This window comes from Pseudomonas sp. BF-RE-21 (assembly GCF_019947305.1).
Lineage (GTDB): Bacteria > Pseudomonadota > Gammaproteobacteria > Pseudomonadales > Pseudomonadaceae > Aquipseudomonas > Aquipseudomonas migulae.
On record NZ_JAGYGF010000015.1, the window covers coordinates 113,920 to 119,919 of the forward strand.

Below are 6,000 nucleotides of genomic sequence, written 5' to 3' on the forward strand. Positions count from 1 at the left end.
GCAGTAGATCAGGCTCCGGTTTTGCGCAGGCCGATTTGGTCAAAAAACGAGCAATCCTTTGCAAGCCATGCCGGATATGGGGTCGCGCCAGCCATGAACGGGTTATCCACAGATTGCTCCACAGTATTTGTGCGCAAGCGCAAAGCTCGGGCATAAGCACTGAGCGGCTTTCTTCTAAAGGCGATAAACCACGCTAACTGATTGTTTTTACGTGGATTTAGTCTTTTTGAAGGCGTATTGGACAAAAAGTGAGCAATGCCCGCAAAGCCGCATGACAGAAGGGTTACAGCGGTATGTGCTCAGGTTATCCACAGCCGGGTGCACAGTAGATGTGGGCAAATACACGGGATCGATGGAAGGGCGTTGAGCGTTGTTGGTGCGCTCAGCGCTGCAACAGAATGCACCCGCGACTCAAATCGGCCAGTTGCGTTTGCAGGGTGTTGATCTGCGCTTCGCCCATCGCCAATTTCAGCTCCACACCGTTGGCCGTGAACGTTTCCTCCACGACCAACCCGCCAAGTTCGGCCACCCGCAGTTTCACCAGCGTCAGTTCGCCAAACCCGCAGGCGCAACTCAGCGGTACGCGGCTGATCAGCTCAATTTTCGGTGCCGCTTGCAGGCACTTGTTCGCGCCGCCGCCATACGCCCGGGCGAGGCCGCCGGTGCCGAGTTGAATGCCGCCATACCAGCGGATCACCAGCACCGCGACCTGGTCGCAATCCTGTGCATCGATGGCCGCCAGAATCGGGCGCCCGGCGGTGCCGCCAGGCTCTCCGTCATCGGTGCTGCGGTATTGGGCGCCGAGTTTCCACGCCCAGCAATTGTGCGTGGCGTTCAGATCGCTGTGCTGCTCGATGAACGCCTGGGCTTCAGCAGGGCTGCTGATCGGTGCGGCGAAGGTGATGAAGCGGCTTTTGCGAATCTCTTCGCGGTATTCGCAAAAGTCGCTGAGGGTAAAAGGCATAAGAGTCTTAAATGGCTGGAGTCAGGCCGCAGCCTTTGAGAATGATGCGGATCAGGTTGTCGCCAGCGTCTTCCATGTCTTGCTTGGTCAGCTTGGTGCGGCCGCTGACCCGGCAAATCTGCGTGGCAAAGTCGGCGTAATGCTGGGTGCTGCCCCACAACAGAAAGATCAGGTTGACCGGGTCGACCGGGTCCATTTTGCCAGCGTCGATCCACGCTTGAAACACCGCCGCCCGGCCCTGGAACCAGGCGCGGTAATCCTGGTTGAAATATTCGGTCAGGCACTCACCGCCGCTGATCACTTCCATGGCGAAGACTCGCGAGGCTTGCGGCTGGCGGCGGGAGAATTCCATCTTGGCGCGAATGTAGCGCGTCAGCGCTTCTGCCGGATCGTCCTCGGCGGTGAGGGTGTTGAAGGTGCTGTCCCACAACTGCAGGATGTTGCTCAGCACCGCCACGTACAACCCCAGCTTATTGGTGAAGTAGTAATGCAGGTTCGCCTTGGGCAACCCGGCATTCAGGGCGATGGTGTTCATGCTCGTGCCTTTGAACCCGTGACGGGCGAACTCGTCTTCGGCGGCTTTGATGATGGTCTCTTCGTTCTTCTGACGAATGCGGCTGGCAGGTTTGCCGCCGTGAGCGGGGACTTCAAAGGTCATAGGCACTTCCGAACAGGTGGGTGGGTGCAACCAATGCGTTGATAGCGCAACCACAGGCTCCAGACAAGTCCCGACACGATAAAACCTGACCACCACAAACCCCTGTAGGAGCGAAGCTTGCTCGCGAAGGCGTCTTTACATTCAACATTGATGTTGATTGAGCCGACGCCTTCGCGAGCAAGCTTCGCTCCTACAGGTTTCAACCTTATTCAGCGTGTTGCGGCCAGGCTTTCCAAAAAGCTTTCCAGCACCAAATGCGGGCGACGTCCCTTGCGTGTCACCGATGCAAGGCTCAAGTCATAAAACCGTGCTGTCGGTTTCAGCGCACGCAAGCGCCCTTGCTGCACCCAGAGGCTGGCGTAGTGATCCGGCAGGTAACCGATGTAGCGCCCGGTGAGAATCAGAAACGCCATGCCTTCGCGGTCTGACGCACTGGCGGTGCAATTGAGTGCCTGGTAATGCGCCTGAATCTCGGCCGGCAAGCGGAAGGTCGGGGCGATGGCGTCCTGACTGTTGAGGCGCTCATCGTCCAGTTGTTTGTCGTCGACATAAAACAACGGATGACCGACCGCGCAATACAGCAGCGAACGTTCGCTGTAGAGCGGCTGATATTCCAGCCCCGACAGGGCGCTTGCCTGCGGCACTACGCCGACATGCAAGCGGCCGTCGAGCACGCCTTGCTCGACTTCATTGGGCGCGATCATGCGGATCTGAATCTGCACGTCCGGCCCGCGCTCCTTCAATTGCGCCAACGCGTGAGTGATGCGCATGTGGGGCAGGGTGACCAGGTTGTCGGTGAGGCCGATGGTCAATTCGCCGCGCAGGTGTTGGTGCAGACCGTTGACCTCGGTGCGGAAACTTTCCAGCGCACTCAATAGCTGCAATGCCGATTGATACACCTCGCGACCTTCTTCGGTCAGGGAAAACCCGGCGCGACCTCGTTGGCACAGGCGCAGGCCGAGGCGCTGTTCCAGGTCGCTCATTTGCTGGCTGATCGCCGAGCGGCCGATCCCGAGCACCGACTCCGCCGCCGAGAAACCGCCGCATTCCACCACGCTGCGAAAAATCCGCAGCAAGCGGATATCAAAGTCGCTGACTTGTGCCAGCGGATCGGGGCGTCGAGTGCTCATAGTTTAGCGCTGGCCTGACTGAACGTTAGAAAAGTTGGATTTCACCGACTTTATCCCCGTGGCAATTTAGCTGCAAGAACGCTTTTCATCTCCACGCCGCTTATTGCCTTGCGAGGTTTTGCCCATGAACTTGCCTGAAAACGCCCCGAATTCCCTGGCCAGCCAGCTCAAGCTCGATGCTCACTGGATGCCCTACACCGCCAACCGAAATTTCCAGCGCGATCCGCGACTGATCGTGGCGGCTGAAGGCAGTTGGCTGACGGACGACAAGGGGCGCAAGGTCTACGATTCGCTGTCCGGTCTGTGGACCTGCGGCGCCGGGCACACCCGCAAGGAAATCCAGGAAGCGGTTGCCAAGCAGTTGGGCACGCTCGATTACTCGCCGGGCTTCCAGTACGGTCATCCGCTGTCGTTCCAACTGGCGGAGAAAATCACCGACCTGACGCCGGGTAATCTGAATCACGTGTTCTTCACCGACTCGGGTTCCGAGTGCGCTGACACTGCGGTGAAGATGGTCCGCGCTTACTGGCGTCTGAAAGGCCAGGCGACCAAAACCAAAATGATCGGTCGTGCCCGTGGTTACCACGGTGTGAACATCGCCGGCACCAGCCTCGGCGGCGTCAACGGCAACCGCAAAATCTTCGGGCAGGCGATGATGGACGTCGATCACCTGCCGCACACCTTGCTGGCGAGCAATGCTTACTCGCGCGGCATGCCAAAAGAGGGCGGTATCGCTCTGGCCGATGAGTTGCTCAAACTGATCGAGCTGCATGACGCTTCGAACATCGCGGCTGTATTCGTCGAGCCAATGGCCGGTTCCGCTGGCGTGCTGGTTCCGCCTGAGGGCTACCTCAAGCGTCTGCGCGAGATCTGCGATCAGCACAACATTCTGCTGGTGTTCGACGAAGTGATCACCGGCTTCGGTCGTACCGGTTCGATGTTCGGCGCTGACAGCTTCGGCGTGACCCCGGACCTGATGTGCATCGCCAAGCAAGTCACCAACGGTGCGATCCCGATGGGCGCAGTGATTGCCAGCTCCGAGATCTACCAGACCTTCATGAACCAGGCGACGCCGGAGTACGCGGTGGAATTCCCGCACGGCTACACCTATTCCGCGCACCCGGTGGCTTGCGCTGCTGGTCTTGCCGCACTCGACCTGCTGCAAAAGGAAAACCTGGTGCAGAGCGTGGCCGACGTTGCACCGCATTTCGAAAATGCACTGCACGGCCTTAAGGGCTCGAAAAACATCATCGACATTCGTAACTACGGCCTGGCCGGTGCTATCCAGATCGCGCCGCGTGACGGCGATGCCATCGTGCGTCCGTTCGAAGCGGGCATGGCGCTGTGGAAAGCCGGGTTCTACGTGCGCTTCGGCGGCGACACCCTGCAGTTCGGCCCAACCTTCAACAGCAAGCCGCAAGACCTTGATCGTCTGTTTGACGCGGTCGGCGAAGTGCTGAACAAAATCGACTGATTTCCCCTTCTATATAGAGGCGCCCGTTGACGGGCGCCTGTGGACAACTTTTCTGGAGCCCCGCATGAGCCTTATCCCGCATTTGATCAACGGTGAACTGGTGACCGAAGACGGTCGCACGGCCGACGTGTTCAACCCGTCTACTGGCCAGGCGATTCACAAACTGCCATTGGCCAGCCGCGAAACCATCCAGAAAGCCATCGACTCGGCCAAGGCAGCGTTCCCGGCCTGGCGCAATACTCCGCCGGCCAAACGTGCGCAGGTGATGTTCCGTTTCAAGCAACTGCTGGAACAGAACGAAGCACGTATCGCCCAACTGATCAGCGAAGAACACGGCAAGACGCTGGAAGATGCTGCCGGTGAATTGAAGCGCGGTATCGAGAACGTCGAGTTCGCTTGCGCGGCACCGGAAATCCTCAAGGGCGAGTACAGCCGTAACGTCGGCCCGAACATTGATGCCTGGTCGGACTTCCAGCCATTGGGCGTGGTCGCCGGTATTACTCCGTTCAACTTCCCGGCGATGGTGCCGCTGTGGATGTATCCGCTGGCAATCGTCTGCGGCAACTGCTTCATCCTCAAACCTTCCGAGCGTGATCCAAGCTCGACGCTGTTGATCGCTCAGTTGTTGCTCGAAGCCGGTCTGCCGAAAGGCGTGTTGAGCGTTGTGCATGGTGACAAGGCTGCAGTGGACGCGCTGATCGAAGCGCCGGAAGTCAAAGCATTGAGCTTTGTCGGTTCGACGCCGATTGCCGAATACATCTACGCCGAAGGCACCAAGCGCGGCAAACGCGTTCAGGCACTGGGCGGCGCGAAGAACCACGCGGTGCTGATGCCGGATGCGGATCTGGATAACGCCGTCAGCGCTCTGATGGGCGCGGCGTACGGTTCCTGCGGCGAGCGTTGCATGGCGATTTCGGTAGCCGTGTGTGTTGGCGACCAGGTGGCCGATGCGTTGGTGGCCAAGCTGACTCCGCAGATCAAGGCATTGAAGATTGGCGCAGGTACCACTTGTGGTCTGGACATGGGGCCGTTGGTTACCGGTCAGGCTCGTGACAAAGTCAGTGGCTATGTAGAAGACGGCGTTGCCTCCGGTGCAACCCTGGTCGTGGATGGTCGTGGTCTGAGCGTCGCCGGTCATGAAGAAGGTTTCTTCCTGGGCGGTTGCCTGTTAGATAACGTCACGCCAGAGATGCGTATCTATAAAGAAGAGATCTTTGGGCCAGTGCTGTGCGTCGTCCGGGTGAACAGCCTGGAAGAGGCGATGCAACTGATCAACGATCACGAGTATGGCAACGGCACCTGCATCTTTACCCGTGATGGGGAAGCGGCGCGGTTGTTCTGCGATGAGATCGAAGTCGGCATGGTTGGCGTCAACGTGCCGTTGCCGGTGCCGGTGGCTTATCACAGCTTTGGCGGCTGGAAGCGTTCGCTGTTCGGCGATCTGCATGCGTATGGCCCGGATGGCGTGCGCTTCTACACCCGTCGCAAGGCCATTACTCAGCGTTGGCCACAGCGTGCGAGCCATGAAGCATCGCAATTCGCATTCCCTAGCTTGTAAGTAGAAGGGAAGAAGGCCGAGCCCCTTGGGGCTCGGCCTTCGTGTTTTCGGGCTTTTTTGACCCGTATGACAGAAATGTGAAAATAGGTGTTGACGGCAGATTCTGGAAGTCTATAATTCGCCCCACTTCCGGCGCAGTCGAAACGGAAAACTCCTTGGTAAACAAAGAGTTACGCAGTTTTCGACAGCGAGTTGCTTCAGGTCATCGAAGCCCAG

At 58.8% G+C, this 6,000-nt stretch carries 5 protein-coding genes; 2 read left to right on the forward strand and 3 right to left on the reverse strand.

Translation table 11 applies throughout. The features are described 5' to 3' along the window. Positions 1–382: 382 nt before the first annotated feature. The 3 genes from KGB25_RS13265 to KGB25_RS13275 form a co-directional block, all read right to left on the reverse strand. The gene (locus tag KGB25_RS13265; RefSeq protein ID WP_223435143.1) at positions 383–964 is read right to left on the reverse strand and encodes an IMPACT family protein; all 582 of its coding nucleotides are present in this window, start codon (positions 962–964) and stop codon (positions 383–385) included. Between the two features lie 7 nt (positions 965–971). Then, positions 972–1,622: a TetR/AcrR family transcriptional regulator gene (locus KGB25_RS13270; RefSeq protein ID WP_008031358.1), complete on the reverse strand. Its 651-nt coding sequence runs from the start codon at positions 1,620–1,622 to the stop codon at positions 972–974. Positions 1,623–1,831: 209 nt separating this feature from the next. Then, positions 1,832–2,752, reverse strand: a complete 921-nt coding sequence (locus KGB25_RS13275; protein ID WP_008031360.1) for a LysR family transcriptional regulator — start codon at positions 2,750–2,752, stop codon at positions 1,832–1,834. A 124-nt stretch (positions 2,753–2,876) separates the two neighbouring features. Between KGB25_RS13275 and KGB25_RS13280 the strand changes: the two genes are divergently transcribed. Together KGB25_RS13280 and KGB25_RS13285 are read left to right on the forward strand one after the other, a co-directional pair. Beyond that, entirely contained in the window at positions 2,877–4,226 is a 1,350-nt protein-coding gene (locus KGB25_RS13280) for an aspartate aminotransferase family protein (RefSeq protein WP_192227006.1), read from the forward strand. A gap of 64 nt (positions 4,227–4,290) precedes the next feature. After that, positions 4,291–5,784 carry a CoA-acylating methylmalonate-semialdehyde dehydrogenase gene (locus tag KGB25_RS13285; protein ID WP_223435145.1) on the forward strand — a complete coding sequence of 498 codons (1,494 nt, stop codon included), beginning with the start codon at positions 4,291–4,293 and terminating at the stop codon, positions 5,782–5,784. Positions 5,785–6,000 lie beyond the last annotated feature (216 nt).

What these genes read in the sequence shown, in the direction of transcription:
- KGB25_RS13265 (WP_223435143.1), bottom strand. Translation starts at nt 964, where the DNA reads ATGCCTTTTACCCTCAGCGACTTTTGCGAATACCGCGAAGAGATTCGC.
- KGB25_RS13270 (WP_008031358.1), bottom strand. Translation starts at nt 1,622, where the DNA reads ATGACCTTTGAAGTCCCCGCTCACGGCGGCAAACCTGCCAGCCGCATT.
- KGB25_RS13275 (WP_008031360.1), bottom strand. Translation starts at nt 2,752, where the DNA reads ATGAGCACTCGACGCCCCGATCCGCTGGCACAAGTCAGCGACTTTGAT.
- KGB25_RS13280 (WP_192227006.1), top strand. Translation starts at nt 2,877, where the DNA reads ATGAACTTGCCTGAAAACGCCCCGAATTCCCTGGCCAGCCAGCTCAAG.
- KGB25_RS13285 (WP_223435145.1), top strand. Translation starts at nt 4,291, where the DNA reads ATGAGCCTTATCCCGCATTTGATCAACGGTGAACTGGTGACCGAAGAC.